This window comes from Actinomadura chokoriensis (genome assembly GCF_041463665.1).
GTDB lineage: Bacteria > Actinomycetota > Actinomycetes > Streptosporangiales > Streptosporangiaceae > Spirillospora > Spirillospora chokoriensis_A.
Map to the genome: position 1 here is coordinate 192,758 of NZ_JAXCEJ010000014.1, position 19,791 is coordinate 212,548.

Annotated in this window: 22 protein-coding genes, 1 pseudogene and 1 riboswitch; of the genes and pseudogenes, 9 read left to right on the forward strand and 14 right to left on the reverse strand. The window is 70.8% G+C overall.

The features are described from left to right. Window positions 1-6: 6 nt before the first annotated feature. A complete protein-coding gene (locus tag SM418_RS22250) occupies window positions 7-651 on the forward strand; it encodes a choice-of-anchor P family protein (protein ID WP_371943053.1) in 645 nt (214 codons plus the stop codon). Between the two features lie 45 nt (window positions 652-696). On the opposite strand, the gene SM418_RS22255 is transcribed toward SM418_RS22250, so the two are convergent. Next, window positions 697-1,170 (reverse strand): ATP-binding protein, encoded by a 474-nt coding sequence (locus SM418_RS22255; RefSeq protein WP_371943052.1) that lies wholly within the window; start codon window positions 1,168-1,170, stop codon window positions 697-699. A 231-nt stretch (window positions 1,171-1,401) separates the two neighbouring features. Here SM418_RS22255 and sepF point away from each other — a divergent pair, with 231 nt between their 5' ends. Further along, window positions 1,402-1,608 carry a cell division protein SepF gene (gene sepF, locus SM418_RS22260; RefSeq protein ID WP_371943051.1) on the forward strand — a complete coding sequence of 69 codons (207 nt, stop codon included), beginning with the start codon at window positions 1,402-1,404 and terminating at the stop codon, window positions 1,606-1,608. Window positions 1,609-1,627: 19 nt separating this feature from the next. Here sepF and SM418_RS22265 read toward each other — a convergent pair whose 3' ends face one another. The 5 genes from SM418_RS22265 to SM418_RS22285 are packed head-to-tail and all read right to left on the reverse strand — an operon-like array spanning window position 1,628 to window position 6,539. Then, window positions 1,628-2,689, reverse strand: coding sequence for an SMP-30/gluconolactonase/LRE family protein (locus tag SM418_RS22265; protein WP_371943050.1), 1,062 nt, complete (start codon window positions 2,687-2,689; stop codon window positions 1,628-1,630). Next, the gene (locus SM418_RS22270) at window positions 2,686-3,840 is read right to left on the reverse strand and encodes an acyl-CoA dehydrogenase family protein (RefSeq protein ID WP_371943049.1); all 1,155 of its coding nucleotides are present in this window, start codon (window positions 3,838-3,840) and stop codon (window positions 2,686-2,688) included. Before SM418_RS22270 ends, SM418_RS22265 begins: the two co-directional genes overlap by 4 nt. After that, the gene (locus tag SM418_RS22275; protein WP_371943048.1) at window positions 3,840-4,481 is read right to left on the reverse strand and encodes a carboxymuconolactone decarboxylase family protein; all 642 of its coding nucleotides are present in this window, start codon (window positions 4,479-4,481) and stop codon (window positions 3,840-3,842) included. Before SM418_RS22275 ends, SM418_RS22270 begins: the two co-directional genes overlap by 1 nt. Further along, window positions 4,465-5,037 (reverse strand): VOC family protein, encoded by a 573-nt coding sequence (locus SM418_RS22280; protein ID WP_371943047.1) that lies wholly within the window; start codon window positions 5,035-5,037, stop codon window positions 4,465-4,467. Before SM418_RS22280 ends, SM418_RS22275 begins: the two co-directional genes overlap by 17 nt. Then, on the reverse strand, window positions 5,034-6,539 hold the full coding sequence (locus SM418_RS22285; RefSeq protein WP_371943046.1) for an AMP-binding protein: 1,506 nt from the start codon (window positions 6,537-6,539) through the stop codon (window positions 5,034-5,036). The genes SM418_RS22280 and SM418_RS22285 overlap by 4 nt, the downstream gene beginning before the upstream one ends. A gap of 120 nt (window positions 6,540-6,659) precedes the next feature. Between SM418_RS22285 and SM418_RS22290 the strand changes: the two genes are divergently transcribed. From SM418_RS22290 to SM418_RS22300, 3 genes are read left to right on the forward strand one after another with little or no spacing between them, the layout of a single operon-like run. Next, window positions 6,660-7,280 carry a TetR/AcrR family transcriptional regulator gene (locus SM418_RS22290; protein ID WP_371943045.1) on the forward strand — a complete coding sequence of 207 codons (621 nt, stop codon included), beginning with the start codon at window positions 6,660-6,662 and terminating at the stop codon, window positions 7,278-7,280. A 12-nt stretch (window positions 7,281-7,292) separates the two neighbouring features. Further along, complete coding sequence (locus SM418_RS22295) at window positions 7,293-7,694, forward strand: nuclear transport factor 2 family protein (protein ID WP_371943044.1); 402 nt, start codon at window positions 7,293-7,295, stop codon at window positions 7,692-7,694. Next, the gene (locus tag SM418_RS22300; protein WP_371943043.1) at window positions 7,691-9,004 is read left to right on the forward strand and encodes a phosphotransferase family protein; all 1,314 of its coding nucleotides are present in this window, start codon (window positions 7,691-7,693) and stop codon (window positions 9,002-9,004) included. Before SM418_RS22295 ends, SM418_RS22300 begins: the two co-directional genes overlap by 4 nt. 19 nt (window positions 9,005-9,023) lie before the next feature. On the opposite strand, the gene SM418_RS22305 is transcribed toward SM418_RS22300, so the two are convergent. Continuing rightward, window positions 9,024-9,482, reverse strand: a complete 459-nt coding sequence (locus SM418_RS22305) for a GNAT family N-acetyltransferase (protein WP_371943274.1) — start codon at window positions 9,480-9,482, stop codon at window positions 9,024-9,026. 96 nt (window positions 9,483-9,578) lie between these two features. Between SM418_RS22305 and SM418_RS22310 the strand changes: the two genes are divergently transcribed. Continuing rightward, a complete protein-coding gene (locus tag SM418_RS22310) occupies window positions 9,579-9,980 on the forward strand; it encodes a WhiB family transcriptional regulator (RefSeq protein WP_371943042.1) in 402 nt (133 codons plus the stop codon). Between the two features lie 35 nt (window positions 9,981-10,015). Here the strand turns inward: SM418_RS22310 and SM418_RS22315 are convergent, their stop codons facing one another. Then, window positions 10,016-10,945 carry an NADPH:quinone oxidoreductase family protein gene (locus tag SM418_RS22315; RefSeq protein ID WP_371943041.1) on the reverse strand — a complete coding sequence of 310 codons (930 nt, stop codon included), beginning with the start codon at window positions 10,943-10,945 and terminating at the stop codon, window positions 10,016-10,018. An 89-nt stretch (window positions 10,946-11,034) separates the two neighbouring features. Here SM418_RS22315 and SM418_RS22320 point away from each other — a divergent pair, with 89 nt between their 5' ends. Next, window positions 11,035-11,622 carry a rhomboid family intramembrane serine protease gene (locus SM418_RS22320; protein WP_371943040.1) on the forward strand — a complete coding sequence of 196 codons (588 nt, stop codon included), beginning with the start codon at window positions 11,035-11,037 and terminating at the stop codon, window positions 11,620-11,622. Here the strand turns inward: SM418_RS22320 and SM418_RS22325 are convergent. The 5 genes from SM418_RS22325 to SM418_RS22345 all read right to left on the reverse strand — a co-directional run bounded on the left by SM418_RS22325 (window position 11,619) and on the right by SM418_RS22345 (window position 16,662). Next, entirely contained in the window at window positions 11,619-12,365 is a 747-nt protein-coding gene (locus tag SM418_RS22325) for an SDR family oxidoreductase (RefSeq protein ID WP_371943039.1), read from the reverse strand. The genes SM418_RS22320 and SM418_RS22325 overlap by 4 nt on opposite strands. Window positions 12,366-12,416: 51 nt before the next feature. Continuing rightward, entirely contained in the window at window positions 12,417-13,874 is a 1,458-nt protein-coding gene (locus SM418_RS22330; RefSeq protein ID WP_371943038.1) for a hypothetical protein, read from the reverse strand. Between the two features lie 80 nt (window positions 13,875-13,954). Further along, window positions 13,955-14,740: a sporulation protein gene (locus SM418_RS22335; RefSeq protein ID WP_371943037.1), complete on the reverse strand. Its 786-nt coding sequence runs from the start codon at window positions 14,738-14,740 to the stop codon at window positions 13,955-13,957. Window positions 14,741-14,871: 131 nt separating this feature from the next. Further along, a complete protein-coding gene (locus SM418_RS22340) occupies window positions 14,872-15,198 on the reverse strand; it encodes a DMT family transporter (RefSeq protein ID WP_371943036.1) in 327 nt (108 codons plus the stop codon). Window positions 15,199-15,229: 31 nt separating this feature from the next. After that, window positions 15,230-15,295: riboswitch (guanidine-III (ykkC-III) riboswitch) on the reverse strand. Window positions 15,296-15,324: 29 nt separating this feature from the next. After that, the gene (locus SM418_RS22345) at window positions 15,325-16,662 is read right to left on the reverse strand and encodes a UDP-glucose dehydrogenase family protein (RefSeq protein ID WP_371943035.1); all 1,338 of its coding nucleotides are present in this window, start codon (window positions 16,660-16,662) and stop codon (window positions 15,325-15,327) included. Between the two features lie 281 nt (window positions 16,663-16,943). Here SM418_RS22345 and SM418_RS22350 point away from each other — a divergent pair, with 281 nt between their 5' ends. Both SM418_RS22350 and SM418_RS22355 read left to right on the forward strand, forming a co-directional pair. Beyond that, complete coding sequence (locus SM418_RS22350; RefSeq protein ID WP_371943034.1) at window positions 16,944-18,779, forward strand: acyl-CoA dehydrogenase; 1,836 nt, start codon at window positions 16,944-16,946, stop codon at window positions 18,777-18,779. A gap of 171 nt (window positions 18,780-18,950) precedes the next feature. Next, the gene (locus SM418_RS22355) at window positions 18,951-19,640 is read left to right on the forward strand and encodes a lysoplasmalogenase (RefSeq protein ID WP_371966108.1); all 690 of its coding nucleotides are present in this window, start codon (window positions 18,951-18,953) and stop codon (window positions 19,638-19,640) included. A 35-nt stretch (window positions 19,641-19,675) separates the two neighbouring features. Here the strand turns inward: SM418_RS22355 and SM418_RS37965 are convergent. Then, window positions 19,676-19,791, reverse strand: a pseudogene (locus SM418_RS37965) (IS30 family transposase); the annotation flags it as partial.

The window sequence follows — 19,791 nt, forward strand, 5'->3', positions numbered from 1 at the left end:
ACATCCATGCGTCACAGCCATGCCGTCAAGCGCCTCGCCACCGCGGGCCTCCTCGCCGGCGGCCTCGTCGCCGCCGGGACCCCGGCCCTGGCCGCCCCCGCGGGCGAGGGCTCGGCGTACGGGCTGGCGGTCACCGGGCCGCTCGCCGTCCCGCCGGCGCCCGCCGTGTCCTCCACCACCGGCGAGGTCAACAAGAGGCTGTTGCGGGAGGACCGCACCAAGCTGGTCAAGGCGTCCGCGCTGGACGTCAGCGCCTCCGCCGCCAGGGCCACCTCGTCCGCCGCCCGGATCGCCGTCCCGACCGCGAAGCTGGCGGCGGGCGCCGCGTCCGCGAAGTGCGTCGACGGCCGGGGCTCGGCGCGGCTCGCCGGCGCCGTCCTCGCCGGTCGGCGGCTGGACGTCTCCCCGCCGCCCAACACCACCGTCCCGGTCGACGTGGAGGGCTTCGGCCGGACCGCGCTGACCCTCAACAAGCAGCAGCGCACGGCGGACGGCCGGCTCGCTGTCACCGCGATGGAGCTGCGGCTGCCCGGCGGCAAGGGCGCGGTGAGGATCGCATCCGCAACCTGCGGGCGCGGTGCCCCGGCGCGGGGCCCGGCCGAAGCGCCCGCGCCGACCCCGGTCAAGCACGACCTGCCGGTCACCGGCTGACCGGCGCCGCGAGCGCGGCCCGGCGGGCAGCGGCTCGCCGGGCCGTCAGCCGGCCAGCGACTTCTCGAAATGCACGATCGCGCCGTTGCGGTGAACGCGATCGGCTATGTGTAGATCCTCCGTGAACGCCCGCATCAACTGGAGCCCCCGGCCGTGCTCGGCCAGCGGCGCCGCCCGTACGGCCCCCCAGCCGAACTCGGCACCGGGTTCCGCGACCGTCTCTGCCGTGACCGTCTCTGCCGTGATCGCCTCTTTCGGGTCCGCTTCCCGAGCTCCCGACCCCCCGTCGATGACCTCCACGACGCATCTCGCCCCGTCCATCCGCGCCCGCACCTCGTACTCCATTCCGGCCGCGGCGTGCTGGATGACGTTCGCGCACGCCTCCCCGAGAGCGAGCGCGATATCGGCACGGATCTCGGATCCCACCCCCAGCCCGCGGAGCGAGGCGTCGAGCGTGTGGCGCACGAGCGGTGCGCTCTCGGCGTTCCTCGGCAGGGTCATTTCAAGAACGACCTCCATGCCAATCGCCTCCGTTCCCTCTAGAAGGCAGATTTCCCACCCGTCACCCCGGGAAACTCCACCACCCGAAAAACGCGACGACCGCATATTCCAGAAACTGTCCCCGCCGCCCGAATCCACCCGTCGGCCCGTCCGGCGAGCCGTCGCAGCGTGACGACCCGTTCGATCGCGGCTGGAGTGGTCATGAAGATCTCGCCTTGACCTCGGCGGCGGGACGGGCAGACTGGGGTGGTGGTCAAGTCGCTGCGTCCCCAGAACTACAACGAGGTCCTCTACGTCGGGCACTTCTTCCGCAAGGGCGTGCCCGTCCTCATGGACCTGAGCGACCTGCCGGACGCCGAAGCCAAGCAGCTCGTCGACTTCGCGACCGGTCTCGTCTTCGGACGGGGCGGCGCCCTCGACCGGGTGGACCGGAGGATCTTCCTCCTCCAGCCCTGACGAGGTCACCCGCCGCCGGTCACGCTCCGTCCGCGTGGTTGAGGACGAGGCCCGGGAAGGGCCAGTCCTCGATCCTGAGGAGCCGGCCGGTGCTGGAGGCGGTCACGTAGGCGGTGCGCATGTCGTCGCCGCCCCAGGTGATGTTGGTGATGCCCGGGTCGTCGTCGACCTCGATGTCGACGAAGCGGACCAGGTCGCCCTCGGGGCTGACGATCGAGATGCCCGTGTGGATCATGGACGCGACGCACACGTTGCCGTGGCCGTCCACACCGAGCGAGTCGAAGTTGGTGTAGTCGGGCGCGGTGTAGAGGAAGTTGCCGCCGCCGGAGCCGCCGAGCGACCTCCCGCCCTGGATCTCGCCGGGGCCGGTGACGTCCCACCACCAGACACGGGCCGTGTACGTCTCGCTCACGTACAGGCGCCTGCCGTCCGGGGAGAGGCCGATGCCGTTCGGTCCCTCCATGCCGGCGGCGATCATCTCGATGGACGAGCCGTCGGCCTTGGCGTAGAAGATGCGGCCCTTGTCGCCGGTGACGCCGTCGCTCTTGCCGTAGTCGGTGAGGTAGATGCCGCCGTGCTCGTCGACGACCAGGTCGTTGGGGCCGCGGAGGCCCGCGGAGTAGAGGGTCTCGACGGAGCCGTCCGACAGGTCGACGGCCTGGAGGCTGCCGCTCTCGTAGTCGTCCGGGATGCCGCCGGCGAACACGAAGCCGCCGACCTCGAAGCGGTTGAGGCCGCCGGAGTTGGCGATGTAGACGCGCCCGTCCGGGCCGAGCGCCGACCCGTTCGGGCCGCCGCCCGTCTCCGCGGCGATCGACGTGGTGCCGTCCGGCCTGACGCGGGTCAGCGTGCCGCGGTGCAGTTCGACGACGAGCACGTCCCCGTTCGGCAGGACGGTCGGCCCCTCCGGGAACATCAGCCCGTCGGCCAGCTTGGTGATCTTCAACTTCTTCCCCTTTCGCGGGCGCGGCGGGCGGCCGGCGGCCGCCGCGGTGCCCGGCGTGCCGAGAACGGCGCCGGACGCACCGAGGGCGGCCGCCGTGCCGAGCCCCCCGAGTAGCGACCTGCGGGTGAGGCTCACCCGAGTTGGCGCAGGATCCGGCGTGCCGTGCTCTGGATGTGGACCTCGTCCGGGCCGTCGTAGATGCGGGCTTCGCGGGCGTGGCGGTACATGCGGGACAGGGGGGTGTCGTCGGTGAGCCCGGCGGCGCCGTGGACCTGGATGGCGCGGTCGATGACGTTGTGCAGCATGCGGGCGCCGACGACCTTGATCGAGCCGATCTCGATGCGCGCCTGGCCGCCCGCGTCGATCTGCTCCGCGGCCTGCAGGGTGAGCAGGCGGGACGCCTGGATCTCGGTGTAGGAGTCGAAGACGTGCTGCTGCATGAGCTGCTTCGCCGAGAGCGGCTCGCCGAAGGCGACGCGGGTGCCGAGGCGGGCGCACATCAGCTCGAAGGCGCGCTGGGCCTGGCCGAGCCAGCGCATGCAGTGGAAGATGCGGCCGGGGCCGAGGCGGTCCTGGGCGATGACGAAGCCGTGCCCGCGCGGGCCGAGCAGGTTGTCCGCCGGCACCCGGACGTCGTCGTAGGCGACCTCGTAGTGTCCGCCGTTCAGGCCGAGGACGGGCGTCTCCCGGACGATCCGGTAGCCCGGCGTGTCGGTCGGGACGACGATCATGCTGAAGGAGCGGTGCGGGGCCGTCCCCTCGGGCTCGGTGCGGCACATGACCGTGGTGTAGGCGGCGTCGCCGGCGCCCGTGGTGAACCACTTGCGGCCGCTGATGACCCAGTGGTCGCCGTCCAGGACGGCCTTCGTCTGGAGCTGGGTCGGGTCCGAGCTGGCGATGTCGGGCTCGGTCATCGCGAAACTCGGGGAGACCTCGCCGGCGACCATCGGGGCCAGGTAGCGCTCACGCCAGCCGGGGCTCGCGTACTTGTGCAGCATGAGCGAGTCCTGGAGGGTGAACGTGCCGAGGGCGAGCTGGCCCCACTCGCTGCGGCCCTGCACCTCGTTGACGTACACGTAGTCGAGGAAGGGCAGGCCGCCGCCGCCCAGCTCCTTCGGGTGGCCGAGCGCCCAGAGGCCCTCGGCCTTGGCCTCCTCGCGGAGCTGCCGAAGCTTGTCGCGATCGCCGGAGTTGAGGGCGGGCTCGGCCGGTTCGACGCGTTCGGTCATGAAGGCGTGCACGGCGTCCCGGACGCCCCGGACGTGGTCGGGCACGGGGAACAGCATCAAGCCCCTCCGGTCAGGTCGGCGGAGATGTCGCGGTTGCCGTAGCCCTCCGGGGCGGCGACCTCGGTGATCGGCTCGGGACGGTCGTCGAACTCCAGGCGCAGCGCGCGGGACATCACCGCGTGCATGTCGTACATGCAGGTGATGTAGGTGAGCTGCAGGATCTCCTGGTCGGAGAGGTGCTCCTGGAGGATGCCGAAGACGGCGTCGGGCGTCCGGCCGCCCTCCAGGACGAGGCAGTCGGTGTAGGCGAGGACGGCGCGCTCCAGCGGCGAGTAGCACTCGGCCGTCTGCCAGTGCGGGATGGACTGGATCTTGTCCTCGTCCATGCCGAGCGCCCGCATCTGCTTGCAGTGCTGCGAGAACACGAACTGGCTGCCGCGCGCCCAGCCCGCCCGGCACTGGCCGAGTTCCCGCAGGACGGGGTCGAGGCTGGCGTTCCGGTACAGCGCGAAGCCCCGGACGGCGTGCCGGAACACGGCGGAGTCCTGCGCGAACACCGTCCACCAGTCGCCGGGGGAGCCGGTCGCCGTGCCGTGGTCCACGGCGGGGTCGCGGTCGGGCGCGAAGAGGTGGTCGTAGAAGAACAGGATGCGCTCGTCGGTGACCTCGGCGCGGGGCACTTCACGCAGTCGCGGCATGCTTTTCCTTAGGGAGGGTGCGGTCGGCGGCGGTCTTGGGCTCGTGGGAGACGTCGGATTCGTCGAACTCGCGCGTCCAGCAGGCGAATTCGAGGAGGATCCCGTCGGGGTCCTGGAAGTAGAAGGAGCGGACGAACACCCCGTCGTTCACGTCGCGGGAGATGCCGATCGGGCTGTCGTCGTGGTTCAGGACTGGACTGACCGTGACGCCCTTCTCCTTGAGCCGCTTGCGGTACTCGTCGAACTTCTCGACGGGGACGTTGAAGGCGACGTGGTTCATCGACCCGACCGCGCTGAGCAGTTCGCCCTGCTCGGGGCGGCCGGCCGGGGCGGAGATCCCGGGGACGGCGTCGGGCGCGTCCGGGAACCAGAAGAACGCGACGCAGTCGCCGCCGCCGCAGTCGAAGAAGAAGTGCTGGCCCATGCCGGCGGGCAGGTCCAGGGTCTTGACGAGCGGCATTCCGAGGACGCCGGAGTAGAAGTCGATGGTGCGCTTCATGTCGGACGACACGAGCGCCAGATGGTTGATGCCGCTGAGCTCGAACTCGGTGTTCATGAGACCTCCTTGAATCTGGATCGCAGGTCGCGTTTCAGGATCTTGCCGGCGAGGTTGCGGGGGAGTTCGTCGACGAATTCGATGCGGCGCGGGACCTTGTAGCCGCCGAGATGCTCGCGGGCGAACGCGATGACGTCGTCGGCGCCGATCTCCTCGCGGGTCACGACGGCGGCGCAGACCGCCTCGCCCCAGCGCGGGTCCGGGACGCCGAACACCGCCGCGTCCGCGACCGCCGGGTGCCGGTGCAGGACCTCCTCCACCTCGCGGGACGCCACGTTCTCCCCACCTGTGATGATCATGTCCTTGATGCGGTCGACGATGTAGACCATGCCCTCGGCGTCCCGCCGGACAACGTCGCCGGTGCGGAACCAGCCGTCCTCGAAGGCGGCGGCGGTCAGCTCGGGCTCGCGCCAGTAGCCGCGCATCACCTGGTCGCAGCGGACGACCATCTCGCCGGGCTCGCCGTCGGGGACGTCGCGGAACTCCCCGTCCACGATCCTGATGTCGGCGAGGTCCATGACGCGGCCGGCGGCGGCGAGCAGGTGCGTCTCCCCGGCGGCGGCGCGGCGGTGCTCGGCGATCCCGAAGTGCAGGATGTTGCCGCCCAGCTCGCTCATGCCCATGCCCTGGTAGAAGTCGCAGCCGAGGACGTCCATCCCGCGGCGCAGCACCTCGGCCGGGATCGCGGACGCGCCGTACCCGATGGCCTCCAGCGTGCCGAGGTCGTGGTCCTCGATCCCGGGATGCGACAGCAGGAACGCGATCATCGTGGGCGCGAGCCCGGTCTGGGTGATCTTCCACTCGGCGACCAGCCGCAGGAAGGTCTCGTTGTCGTAGGACCGGACGATGCCGACCGTCGCCGACCGCATGTGGTACACGACGGCCGTGTAGCCGCCGACGTGGCACAGCGGGAAGCAGAACAGGAACCGCGTGGCGTCCGGGATGTCCCACTGCGCGACCGAGCTGATCACGCCGGTGACCAGGTTGCGGTGGCTGAGCATGACGCCCTTGGGCGCGCCGGTCGTCCCGCTGGTGTAGACGAGCCAGGCGATCGAGTCCTCGTCGGGGCGCGGCGGCTCGGTGACCGGGGCCTTCGCGACCAGATCGGCATAGTCCTCGTCCAGGTTCACGACGACCTTCACGGTCGGCATCGCGTCGCGGAGCCCGTCCATCGCCTCGGCGTACTCGCTGCTCACGACGAGCACCGACGCCTGCGCGTGGTCGACGAGCCCCGCGATCTCGGACGGGTGGAGCCGGTGGTTGAGGAAGGTCAGCGCCATTCCGGCCGCGGGGACGCCGTAGTAGAGGTCGAAGTACTCGGGCCGGTTCCCGGACAGGACGGCCACGCGGTCGCCCGGTTCGGCGATCGTCCGCAGGGCGTTGGCGGTGCGCCGGACCCTGTCGCGCAGCTCGGCGAAGGTGACCGTCTCGTCCTCGAACAGGACCGCGGCGCGCCGCGGATGCTTGCGCGCCGCGTACTCGACGATGTCGTTGATCAGCATGGACGGCTCGCCATCGCGCCTCCCAGAAGTTGACTTGACAGTCATATCAACTTGTTCGATGCTCGGATACTGTTCCTCCGAACATCGGGTTGTCAACCCCCCGAGAAAGGAACCACTGACATGCGGAGCGGCGACGAGCCCGGCGGCCAGCCGCTCACCGAACGCGGCGCCCGGACGAGGGAGCGCCTCCTGCTCGCCGCGCGCGAGGTGTTCGAGGAGCGCGGCTTCCCGGAGACCCGCGTCGCGCACATCACCCGCCACGCCGGCGTGGCCTACGGGTCCTTCTACACCTACTTCCCGTCCAAGGAAGCGGTGTTCCTGGAGGTCGCCGACCGGCTGTTCGCGGACATGACGGACCACGACCTCGTCCCGTCCACCGGGTCGTCCCCGGCCGCGCGCGTCCGCCGCGCCAACCGCGCCTACTACGAGGGATACCGGCGCAACGCGAGGATGATGGCGATCATCGAGCAGGTCGCCACGTTCAACGTGGAGTTCCAGGAGCTCCGGCGAAAGCACCGGGCCGCCTCGGTCGGACGTTCCGCGAAGGCGATCGCGCGCTGGCAGCGCGAGGGGCTCGTCTCCGCCGACGTCGATCCCGAGATGACCGCCCGCGCGCTCGCCGCGATGGTCGACCACTCCCTGTACCTCTGGCTCGTTCAGGGCGATGATCCTCAGGGCACCGAGCGCCTGCTGGACACCCTGGACGCGCTCACCGTGCGCGCCCTCGGCCTGCCGTCCTGACGAAGGAGACCCGTGGAACTCGCCGACCGTTTCATGACCGCCATCACCTCCGGGGACGTCGACGCGCTGCGCGCCCTCTACGCGCCGGGCGCGCGGATCTGGCACAACGACGAAGGCCCCGGCGGCGGCTCCGAGCAGAGCGTCGACGACAACCTCCGCACGCTGCGCTGGCTGTCGCGCAACCTGGAGGGCTTCCGCTACGAGGAGATCCGCCGCGACCCCCTGCCGGACGGCTATGTCCAGCGGCACGTCCTGCGCGGGACCCTCCCGGACGGGACGCCGGTCGAGATGGCCGCGTGCCTGTTCGCCACCGTGTCCGCCGGCCGGATCACGCGCATCGAGGAGTACGCCGACTCCCGGGGCAGCGACCCGCTCCGCGACCTCGCCGCGGCCCAGCACGCGGCCCGCGCGTGACCGCCGTGGAGGCCGCGCTGGCGGCCCGCCTCGGCGCGGAGATCACCGGGCTGCGCCGCCTGTCCGGCGGCGCGAGCCGCGAGACCTGGTCGTTCGACGCGGGCGACCGCGAGCTGATCCTGCGCCGCGACCCGCCCGGCTCGCTCGACCCGACCGCGATGGCCCGCGAGGCCGCCCTGCTCGCCTCCGCCGCCGCGGCCGGCGTCCCCGTCCCCGCCCTGGCCGACCACGGCGGCGACCTGGCCGGCGCGCCCTTCCTGATCATGGAGCGGCTGCCCGGCGAGACGATCCCCCGCCGCCTCCTGCGCGACGACCGCTTCGCCGGGGTCCGCCCGCGCCTGGCCCGCGACCTGGGCGCCATCCTGGCCCGCCTGCACACGATGTCGCCCGTCCCGGACCTCCCGGACGCCGACCCCCTCGACGCCCTCGCCGAGCACTACGCGAACTTCGAGTCCCGCCCTGCCGTCGAACTGGCACTCCGCTGGCTGGCGGACCACCGCCCGCCCGCGTCCGGCCGCAAGGCGGTCGTGCACGGCGACTTCCGCAACGGCAACCTGATGATCGACGAGACCGGCGTGCGGGGCGTCCTCGACTGGGAGCTGACCCACCTCGGCGACCCGGCCGAAGACCTCGGCTGGCTCTGCGCCAAGGCCTGGCGCTTCGGCTCCCCGGACCCCGTGGGCGGCTTCGGCTCCCGCGAGGACCTCCTCGCCGGCTACGCCGACGCCGGCGGCACCCCGCCCACCCTGGAGGAACTCCACTGGTGGGAGGTCTACGGCACCCTCCGCTGGACGATCCTGTGCCGCCACCAGGCCGAGCGCTACCTGAACGGCTCGGACCTGTCGATCGAGTACGCCGTCCTCGGGCGCAAGGTCTGCGAACAGGAGCACGACCTACTCCTGGCCTTGGGCCTGACGGAACCCACGACCGTCCAAGACCCCCTGGAAACCGCGCAGACCAGTGACGCACCACCACACGACCGTCCGAACGCGTCCACCCTCATAGACGCAGTGGGCGCTTTCCTGCTTCAGGCCGACCAGCCGGACGATCGCCTGCGCTTCCACTCCCGCGTAGCGGCGTCGGCCCTCCGCATAGCCCGCCGCGAACTCCTCCTAGGTGAAGCTCACAAGACCGCCCATGAGCAACGCCTGCGCAACCTGAACTGCGAAACCGACGCCGACCTCGCCAAGGCCATCCGCGAAGGCACCCTGGACGCCCGGATGGACGAGGTGAACGAAGCGGTACGCGCCTCGATAGCGGACAAACTCACCGTCGCCAACCCTCGCCACCTGTCCCTCCCCGGCGCCTGACCCGCCGAGCACGCGGGCGCTACTGGTCGGTGAGGGGGTACTTCATGCCCATGTGGGAGGGGCGGAAGCCGATCTTCTGGTAGAAGCGGATCGCGTCGGGGCGCTGGCGGTCGGTGGTCAGCTGGACGACGCGGCAGCCGCGGGCGCGGGCCTGGTCGATGGCCCAGTTGATCATGAGCTGGCCGACGCCGCGGCCGCGCTGCTCGGCGGCGACGCGGACGCCCTCGATCTGGGCGCGCTCGCCGCCGGTGTAGGTGAGGCCGGGGATGTAGGTCAGCTGCAGGGTGCCGGCGAGCTCGCCGTCGACCTCCGCGACGATCACGGCGTTGCAGGGGTCCTTCTCGATCGCGGCGAAGGCGGTGAAGTAGGCCTCCGGGATCTCCTCCCCCGGTGTTTCGCGGGTCGAACCGAGGGGATCGTCGGCGAGGAGCCGGACGATCTGGGGGAGATCGGCCGACGTCGCCTCGCGGAAGGTCACTTCTTGATCACGCTGCACACCTCACAGGTTATCCGGACGCTAAGTTGCAACGTTCACGCATGTCTTGTAGTACTACGGGATGTAGTACTACGTTGAGTGGAGACCACCCCGTCCGAGGAGAACCGCACGGTGGTCTCGTCGCGGCGCAGGGAGAAGCGAATGCACAGCCACGAGAACGACGAGAACGAGGAACACTGGACCGACCACGCCATCTGCCGCGGTGCCGACCCTGACCTCTTCTTCCCGATCGGCTACTCCGCGCCTGTGCTCCAGGCGCAGGAGGACGCGGCCAAGGCGATCTGCGCGAACTGTCCCGTGAAGGCCGAGTGCCTGTCCTGGGCGCTCAAGGTGGGCGAGCCCGACGGCATCTGGGGCGGGACCACCCCGGAGGAGCGCCGCTACCTGCGGCGGACGGCCGAGGCCCCGGTCCGCAAGCCCCTGCCAGTCATCGTGGTGCGCGGCGACGCGTCCGAGTCGGAGCACGCGTCGGCCGCCTAGACGAGCCCACCTGGGAGAGCCCGCTGAGCGGAGCCCTAGGGGAGCAGGGCCACCTTGCCCACGACGCGGCGGTGCAGCAGGTCGTCCAGGACGTCGGACGCCGAGGCCAGTGCCGCCGTGCGGGGTGGCACCGGGGTGAGGTCCCCCTTCGCCACCACGGCGAGGAGTTCGTCCAGGAGGGCGCGCTGGTCCAGCGGGTTCGTCATCGACCAGGCGCCCCAGTCGACGCCCACGATCGCGCGGTTGCGCAGCAGGACCTGGTTCAGCGGGAGGGACGGGATTTCCCCGGACGCGAACCCGATCACGACGTAACGGCCCCGTTCACGCAGCGCGCGCAGGGCGGGGTCGGCCAGCGCGCCGCCGACCGGGTCGTAGACCGCGTCCACTCCGCCGTCCGACCAGGCGCGGGCGGCCGTCTTGATGTCGTCGGCCGTGTCGAGGGTCTCGTCGGCGCCCGCGCTACGGGCGACCTCCCGTTTCTCCGGCGTTGAGGCGGCTGCCAGGACCCGGGCGCCCAAAGTCTTCGCCACCTGGACCGCCGCCAGGCCGACGCCGCCGCCGGCGCCGAGGACGAGCACCGATTCGCCCGGCCGCAGGCCGGCGCGGTCGCGGAGGGCGAACAGGGCCGTGCTGTAGCTCTGGGTGAACGTGGCGGCGCACGCAAAGTCCAGCTCGTCCGGGATCGGGACGGCGGACGCGGCGGGCACGGCGACCTTCTCGGCGAAACCGCCCAGGCCGCACATCGCGAGGACGCGCTCGCCGGACGGGAGCGTCCCCGCCACCTCGCTGCCCGGCACGAACGGGAGCGGCGGCTTGATCTGGTACCGGCCCTGGACGAAAAGGGCGTCCACGTAGTTGACCCCCGCCGCCTCCACGGTGATGAGGACCTGACCGGGCCCGGGGACGGGGGAGTCGGTCTCCGTCACGACGACAGAGCCGAGTTCTTCACAGATCGCTGCGCGCATCCGTCCACTATGCCGGAAATGCTCGGTGGCACCTTCCGGACGCCCCGCTCGTTGACGGTTCAGCCATGCCCAGACCTACGGTGGAAGACATGAGTTACACCCCCGACCGGCAACGTTCCGACGAGTTCGCGAAGCACGGCGTCCGCGCCCTGTCGTCGCTGATCCTGATCGGTTCCGTGACCGCGGTGATGTGGGTGCTCGAGGCGTTCGACTACACGACGAACGGCTGGCTCGACCGGTTCGGGATCCAGCCGCGCGACGTGAACGACCTGCCGGACATCTTCACCGCCCCGTTCATGCACGCCGGCTTCGGGCACCTGATGGCCAACACGCTGCCGTTCCTCATCCTCGGGTTCATCGCGGCGGCGCGCGGCATCGCCAAGTTCCTGGCCGCCAGCCTGATCATCATCGTGGTCGGCGGGCTCGGGGTGTGGTTCCTCAGCTCGGCGAACACCCTCGGGTCCAGCATCCTGATCTTCGGTTTCTTCGGCTACCTGGTCGGCCGCGGGATCTTCGAGCGGCGGCTCCTCGACATCGGCATCGCGGTCGCCGTGGTCGCCGTCTACGGGACGATGATCCTGGGCGTCATCCCCGGCGATCCCGGCATCTCCTGGCAGGGCCACCTGTTCGGGCTGCTCGGCGGCGTCCTCGCCTCCTGGTTCCTGCGCCGGAGCTAGTTCGGGCGGACGGTCACCTCGGAGACGACCGCGTCCCGGGGCGTCTCCAAGGCGGCCACCAGGACGCGGGCCACGGTGCCGGGAGCGGCGAAGTCGTCCTCCGCGTACGGGTGGCCCTCCTGGGCGCGCACCCTGCGCTGCATTTCCGTGGCCGTCCGGCCCGGGTAGACGGTCGTGACGCGCAGGGACGTCTCCTCCGCGCGCAGCGAGTCGGCGAGGGCGCGCAGCCCGAACTTGCTCGCCGCGTACGCCGACCACTCGGGGTTCGCGCGCAGCCCGGCGGTGGAGTTCACGAAGACGACGTGCCCCTCGGCGGCGCGCAGCGCGGGCAGCAGCAGCCGGGTCAGCTCCGCCGCCGACACGAGGTTGACCGACAGGTGCTCGATCCACTCGTCGGCCTCCAGCTCGGCGACCGGCGACAGGTGCACCATGCCCGCCGCGTGGACGACGCCGTCCAGCCGCGCGGGGATCCCGGACATCGCGAGGGACGCCTCGATGCGGCGCGGCTCGGTGAGGTCGAGCGGGACCGTGGTGACGGACGCGTTGCGCGGCGGCGAGGTGACCGCGCCGGGGTTGATGACCTGGGTGGCGGCGTGCGCGCCGGTCTCCAGCCTCTTCGCCAGCCCTTCGAGTCGCTCGGCGGAGCGGCCGGTGAGGATCAGGTCGTGCCCGCGCTCGCGCAGCAGTTCGGCCACCGCCGTGCCGATGCCGCCCGTCGCCCCCGTGATCAGATACGTGCCCATGGAGCCCCATTCTCCTCGATCCCTATCCGGATGGACGCCTCGGACGGCGGGTTAGTTCGGACGCAGGACGCGCGTGACCCCCGCGATCAGGGCCGTGGCGAGGACCCAGCCCGTCGTGACGAGCCCGTAGGCGACCCAGCGGGACCAGCTCACCGCGTCGTACGACAGCTGCTGCCCGAACGTGTCGAGCGGGATCAGCAGGTCCAGCGTGTAGATCAGCGCGTGGAACGCCGGGAGCTCGTCGCCCGGTTTGATCGCACGGGGTTTCTCGATCGAGAACACCGTCGTCCCGAGGGCGAGCAGGGCGGCGAACCAGGCGAACGCGAGCCACGGCCGGTAGCCGAAGCCGACCGTCCAGTCCAGCACGTGGTTCCACCCCTTGCCGACCGGGTTCAGGCCGCGGCGGCGCGCCCGCAGCTTGGCGAGCTGCACCTTGCGCGCAAGGTCGTCGTGGCCGATGCCGTGGTACCAGGAGGCGAGTTGCTCGTACGGCTGGAGGTGGAACTCCTTGTCCCGCGACACCCAGCTGAGCCGGTCCTTGAACTCGGCGCCGCGCAGCGTCTGGTACGTCATGCCGTTCAGGTACAGCTCGTCCGGCCAGACGGACGGATGGTCCATGATCAAGTCGATCCGGGAGTACGACAGCGACACCCGGCCCCGGATCTTCTCCTCGGGCCACAGGAGCAGCTCGTCGGCCTGGATGTGGCTCGCGTGCAGCGCCATCCGCGCCGGGTCGGTGGAGTCGAGGCGCGCCCGGCTGAACGACAGGATGCCGTTGAAGCGGGCGCTGCGCAGCCGGACGGTGCCGAGCGCGGTGAAGCCGTTGCTGAACTCGGCGGTGTCCTCGACCACCATGTTCTGCCCGTCCAGGGCGAGTCGCCCGGGATTGGCCAGGGTGGTGCCCTCCATGAACAGGCCGCCGTTCATCCGCGCCCCGACGAGCCGGACGCCGCCGGTGATCTCGGCCTCCCGGATGAAGGCGCCGACGTCCACGACGAGACCTCCGCTGAAGACCGCCCACTGTTCGGGGTCGGTCACCATGATGCGCGTGCCGTTCATCCGCAGGCCGCCGCCGAGCTGCGCCCTGGGCAGCCGCACCGAGCCTTCGATCCGCGACCCGGACAGGCTCATGTAGCCGTCCACGCGGAGGCCGCCGCCGTCGAAGCCGGGCATCCGGCAGTCGGAGAACCGCAGCTGCCGGGTCTCGGCGTTGGAGAAGTCGGGTTCCTCGACGAGCCGGCAGTGCTCCAGGCGCAGCTCGTGCTCGACGGTGCCGCCCTTGAGGTCCATCCGTCCGGTGATGTAGGCGCCGCGGAGCCGGACGGCGGCGACCGCGCCCGCCCGGGTCTCGCCGGCGCCGAGCAGCAGCCGGGCGATGGTCTCGGCGCGGACGATGCGGTCGGGGTCGGGCCCGGCGGGGAGGTCGTCGCCGAGGACGACGGTCGCGCCGGTGGGGAAAGCGGACCAGAGCCGCCGTTCCGCGTTGTTCAGTCCGGGGGGCTGGGGCACGGAACCTCTTTCTACGCGGCGATCCCCTCCGCGATCAACGTCGCGGAGGGGATCTTTCGCGGACGTCTGGAAGCGGACGTCTAGAAGAAGCCCCGGCGGCGCCCGGCGTCCTGCAGGAAGCCGTCGAGCTGCTGCTCCCAGTTGGTGTGCTCGACGGTCGCGTAGTCGACGGTGAACCGGCTGAACGCGTCATGCCCCTCGGTGAACACGCCGCCGCGCTTGTCCAGCTCCAGCACGACCTCCATGGAGTGCGGGTTCGACACGAACGTCACTTCGAGCTGCTTGATGCCGCGCGCGTACTGGCGCGGCGGGTAGAACTCGATCTCCTGGTAGAACGGCAGCTCCTGGTGGACGCCCCAGATGCGGCCCTTCTCGCAGTCGGCGTTGCGGAACTGGAAACCGAGGTTGGAGAACGCCACGAGAATGCGTTCCTGCGCGGGGAGCGGGTGCACGGCGATCGGGTCGAGGTCGCCCGGGTCGAGCGCCCCCGCGACCTCCAGTTCGGTCGCGATGCCGACCGTGGTGCCGTGCAACTGGCGTCCGTACATGTGGGTGAGCGGAGCCTCCCACGGGATGGGCATCTGGAACGGGATGCCGTGCCGCGCGCCCTCCTGCAAGCTGAACCCGCCGGCGACGGGCATCTTGGCGTACTCGAGGTTGGAGGTGTACTCGTTGTCGCCGGACTCGACCTCCACCTTGGTGCGCAGAGCGAGGTTCACCGCCTTGATGTCGGAGTTGTACTGGCCGCCGATGATGGTGACCTCTCCGGTGACGACGCCGCCCGGCGTCGTGTTCGGGTCGTGCAGGATCGTTTCGATCGACGGCCCGCCGATGCCCATCGCCTGCCGCAGCTTCTTGAAGACCAAGACCGGTCCCTCCCGTGTCGGAGCACTCCCCGCGCTCTCTCGTCCCATAGACGCTGTTACGGGAGATTACGTTCCGGCAAAGTGTCCGTGACCTGCGAACCGCAGGGCGGTGTGGCCATCTGCGGCCACACTCAGTGGCCGCCGCCCCCGGCGAGGTTCAGGCCGACCACGCCGAGGACGATGAACGCCAGTGCGACGACCTTGGCGATGGAGACCTGGTCGCCCATGACGAGCATGCCGAGCGTGGCCGTCCCGACCGCGCCGATGCCGACCCAGACGGCGTAGGCGGTGCCGACGTCGAGGTTCTTCAGGGCCAGGCTGAGCAGGCCGAAGCTGGTCACGGCGAACACGAGGAATCCGACGGACGGCAGCGGTTCGGTGAAGCCCTTGCTGCCCTTCAGGCAGAGGGCCATGGCGACCTCGAAGAGGCCGGCGACGATGACGAGGATCCAGGCCATGATCGTGCTCCCGGTGCGAGACGGCGGTGGTCACGCGTCGTCTTCGCAATCCGGGTACGGCGCACCTCGTCCGGGAGGGTGATGCCCTCACCGTCGCCAACGGCCCCGTACGGCAGGGAATTCCCGCTACGAGCGGCCCAGCGCGCGGTACTCCCAGCCCGCCGCGCGCCATTGCGCGGCGTCGAGCGCGTGCCGCCCGTCCACGATCCGCCGCTGCCGGACGACCTGGGCCAGCGCCCGCGGGTCGACCTCCCGGAAGTCCGACCATTCGGTCAGCAGGACGACGACGTCCGCGTCCCGCGCGACGTCGAACGGGCTCTCGCCGTACCGCAGTTCGGGGAACGCGCCGCGGGCGTTGCCGAGCGCGGCCGGGTCGTAGACGCGGACGTCCCCGCCGAGCTCGTGCATGGTGTGCGCCACGTCCAGCGCGGGCGCGTCGCGGATGTCGTCGGAGTTGGGCTTGAACGCCGCGCCCCACGCGGCGATGCGCTTGCCGGCGAAGTCGCCGCCGAGCAGCTCCCGGACGAGGTCGACCGTGCGCGCCCGCCGGCGCCGGTTGATGGCGTCGACCTGGCGCAGGAACGACACGGCCTGGCCGACGCCGATCTCCTCGGCGCGGTGCGCGAACGCGCGGATGTCCTTGGGGAGGCAGCCGCCGCCGAAGCCGAGTCCGGGCTTGAGGAACTTGCCGCCGATCCGGTCGTCCAGCGCGAGCGAGTCGGCGAGGTCCTTGACGTCCGCGCCGACCGCCTCGCAGACCTCCGCCATCGCGTTGATGTAGGAGATCTTGGTGGCGAGGAAGGAGTTGGCGGCGACCTTGACCAGCTCGGCGGTGGCGAGGTCGGTCCGGACGACCGGCGTGCCGAGGTCGAGGACGGGCTTGAACGCCGCGCGCAGCCGCTCGTCCGCCCAGTCGGACGTGACGCCGAACACCATCCGGTCGGGGCGCAGGGTGTCGTCGACGGCGAAGCCCTCGCGCAGGAACTCGGGGTTCCACGCCAGCTCGACGTCCTTCCCGGCGGGCGCCAGGTCCTGGACGAGGCCGGTGAGCCGCGCGGCCGTCCCGACCGGCACCGTGGACTTGCCGACGACGAGGGCGCGGCGGCGCAGGTGCGGGGCGAGGGAGCGGACGGCGGCGTCGACGTAGGAGAGGTCCGCGGCGTCCGAACCGGCCTGCTGCGGCGTCCCCACGCACACGAAGTGGACGTCGCCGAAGGCGCCGGCCTCCTCGAACGAGGTGGTGAACCGGAGCCGGCCGGAGTCGAGCGCCTTGCCGAGCAGCTCGGGCAGCCCGGGCTCGAAGAACGGGACCTCGCCGGACGCCAGCCTGTCGATCTTGTGCTGGTCGACGTCCACGCCGAGGACCTCGAAGCCGAGCACCGCCATGCAGATGGCGTGCGTGGCGCCGAGGTAGCCGGTCCCGATGACGGTGAGCCTCGGGGTCTCGGGCTCCTCGTGGTTCATGCGCACCTCCTCGTGCCTCACGATGGTCAAGCCCCCCGCCCGATCTTCCCACCACCGTCCGGCCGCCCGGAGGAGGGTCCGGTGGGTGGCGCACGGGAGCGGCACGACCTCGTGAGTTGCGTCACGCGAGGCGCTCTGGCGTGATATCGATGGCCGTGCACCCTTCCGGATCCGGCCGGTTTGAGTGGTTGCCACTGGTTACCAGCGGGTAGCATGATGGCGAGTTACTAGCCAGTACGCAGCGGGGCCGCCGGCGCCGCCGGAGCTAAACGGAGTCTCGAATGGGGCACTACAAGAGCAACCTCCGGGACCTGGAGTTCAACCTCTTCGAGGTGTTCAGGCGCCAGGACCTCCTCGGCAGCGGCCCGTACGCGGAACTGGACGAGGAGACCGCCCGCAGCATCCTCGACGAGGTGAACCGGCTGGCCGAGGGCCCGATCGCCGACTCCTTCGAGGACGCCGACCGCCACCCGCCGAAGTTCGACCCCGCCGCCGGCAACGTCGAGATGCCGGAAGGCTTCAAGAAGTCCTACAAGGCGTGGATGGACGCCGAGTGGTACCGGCTCGACCTCAAGCCCGAGTTCGGCGGCAGCGGCGCGCCCCGCTCCCTGACGTGGGCCGTCTCCGAGCAGGTGCTGGGCGCCAACCCGGCCGTCTACATGTTCTCCTCCGGCCCCGGCTTCGCCCAGATCCTGTGGCACATCGGGACGCCCGAGCAGAAGAAGTTCGCCGAGCTGGCCCTTGAGCGGCAGTGGGGCGCCACGATGGTGCTGACCGAGCCGGACGCGGGCTCCGACGTCGGCGCCGGCCGCGCCAAGGCCGTCCAGCAGCCGGACGGCACCTGGCACATCGAGGGCGTCAAGCGCTTCATCACCTCGGCCGAGCACGACATGTCCGAGAACATCTTCCACCTGGTGCTGGCCCGTCCCGAGGGCGCCGGCCCCGGCACCAAGGGCCTGTCGATGTTCCTCGTGCCGAAGTACCTGGTGGACGTCGAGACCGGCGAGCTGGGCGAGCGCAACGGCGCCTACGTCACGAACGTCGAGAAGAAGATGGGCCTCAAGGTCTCCACGACCTGCGAGCTGACCTTCGGCGAGAAGCACCCCGCCATCGGTCACCTGGTCGGCGACGTGCACGAGGGCATCAAGCAGATGTTCCTCGTCATCGAGTACGCCCGGATGATGGTCGGCACCAAGGCCATCGCGACCCTGTCGACCGGCTACCTGAACGCGCTGGAGTACGCCAAGGAGCGCGTCCAGGGTGCGGACATGACGCAGATGGCGGACAAGACCGCCCCGCGCGTCACGATCACCCACCACCCGGACGTCCGGCGCAGCCTGATGACGCAGAAGGCGTACGCCGAGGGCATGCGCGCGCTCGTGCTGCTCACCGCGTCCTACCAGGACGCCGTGCAGATCGCCGAGCACGAGGGCCGCAAGGACGAGCAGGCGGAGAAGATCAACGACCTGCTGCTGCCGATCGTCAAGGGCTTCGGCTCCGAGCGGGCGTACGCGCTGCTCGGCGCCGAGTCGCTGCAGACCCTCGGCGGGTCCGGCTTCCTGCAGGACTACCCGATCGAGCAGTACATCCGCGACTCCAAGATCGACACCCTGTACGAGGGCACCACCGCGATCCAGGGCCAGGACCTGTTCTTCCGCAAGATCCTGCGCGACAACGGCGAGGCGCTGAAGGTGCTCGCCGACGAGATCAAGGCGTTCGCCGCCTCCGAGGCCGGCAACGGCCGGCTGAAGAACGAGCGGGCCATGCTCGGCCGCGCGCTGGAGGACGTCCAGGGCATCCTCACCCCGATGGTCGGGTGGGCGCTCGGCTCGATGGAGAACCCGAAGGAGCTGTACCGGGTCGGGCTCAACACCTCCCGCCTGCTCCTCGCCCTCGGCGACCTCATCGTCGGCTGGCTGCTGCTCCGCCAGGCCGAGGTGGCGCTGACCGCGCTCGGCGGCGGGGACGTCTCCGACTCCGACAAGGCGTTCTACAACGGCAAGTTCGCGGCGGCGCAGTTCTTCTGCCAGACCGTCCTGCCGCGCCTGGCGTCCGACCGCGCCATCACCGAGGCCACCACCCTCGACGTGATGGACCTGCCCGAAGAGTCCTTCTGATCCGCTGACACAGGCCCTCGCCGGACTCCCGGCGGGGGCCTGCCCCATCCCGGCAGGGCCGAAGCCTCCGCGGTCGATCAGGGTGCGGGCTTCTCCGTTGCGCCGGGATCCTGGCGCCTCAGGGGGCCCAGGGGAGAATCTTCCGAAATGGAGACAGTGGGGGTTCCCGGCGTGCGCGACAGTGATCTCCCGGCCGGTCCGCCGCCGTCCGCACGGTGGCTGCTGACCGGGTTCTGGGTTTGTGCGGCCTTGCATCTGCTGCTGGTGGCCGCGGACCTGGGGCCATGGGACGCGCTGACCAAGGCGATGCTGCTGCCGCTGCTGGCGGCGTGGGCGGCCGCCTGCGGCGGGTCCCGGGGGCTGCTGGCGGCGTTGCTGCTGTCCTGGGGCGGAGACGTCTTGCTGTCCATCGACGGGATGTTCATCCCCGGGATGGTGTCGTTCGGCGCCGCGCACGCCTGCTACATCGGCTGTTTCGTCCGCCGGGGCGCACTGCGCAGACTGCGGCGCGTTCCGCTGATCCCGCTGCTGTACGGGCTGGGCTGGGCGGCGGGCATCGCGGTGATCTGGCCCGGCCTCGGCTCGATGGGGCCGCCGGTGGCGGCCTACTCGCTGCTGCTGCTGGTCAGTGCGCTGACCGCGCGTGGCTTCAGCGCCCGGGCGGGGACGGGCGGGCTGCTGTTCCTGCTCTCGGACTCCCTCATCGGCGTCGACCTCAGCGACCTGCCCCGGTTGCCGCTGCACGGCGTGATCGTCATGGCCACCTACCTGGCCGCGCAGTACCTACTGGCCTCAGCCCTCCTTCGCAAGACACGCCACATCGGATCGCCCTCGGCCCGGCACCCGCGACAGGCACGTTGACTTGCGGCATGTTGTTGTTATCCGGCCTGGCGATGTCAAGCGGCTGTTGCAACGAGGTACTCGTTGAGTGTTTGGGCTGGGGTTTTCCAGTTCAGGGTGTGGCGGGGGCGTCCGTTGAGCTGGCGGGCGATCTCGTCGAGGTCGTGCTGGG